The following is a 254-nucleotide window of genomic DNA, read 5'->3' as shown; positions in this document are numbered from 1 at the left end:
ACCCTGACCAACAAAGATGGCCTGCCGATCGACAAGCACGGTGCACTGACCTTCACCCTGAACGATGGCACCACCATCACTGTTCCGGCGAACAGCACCACCGGCAGCACTACTGTCACGGCGCCGGACAACGTCTACACCGGTACCAACGATCCGGTTGTGAAGTCCATCGCTACCGTTGATGGGGTTGATGCTGACAAGTTCGAACAACTGACCCTGGACAAGACGCCGGTCAGCACCACTGTCACTGACGA

Annotated in this window: 1 protein-coding gene; it reads left to right on the top strand. The window is 57.9% G+C overall.

Going from position 1 to position 254, the window contains the following annotated elements; genetic code table 11:
- Positions 1-254 (top strand): immunoglobulin-like domain-containing protein (locus tag HU760_RS24400; RefSeq protein WP_217858990.1); only part of this gene is annotated, 254 nt, incomplete at both ends.

Origin of the sequence: Pseudomonas oryzicola (assembly GCF_014269185.2) — a bacterium.
In the GTDB taxonomy this organism is placed as follows: Bacteria; Pseudomonadota; Gammaproteobacteria; order Pseudomonadales; family Pseudomonadaceae; genus Aquipseudomonas; species Aquipseudomonas oryzicola.
This window is presented reverse-complemented; position numbering and strand designations above follow the sequence as displayed.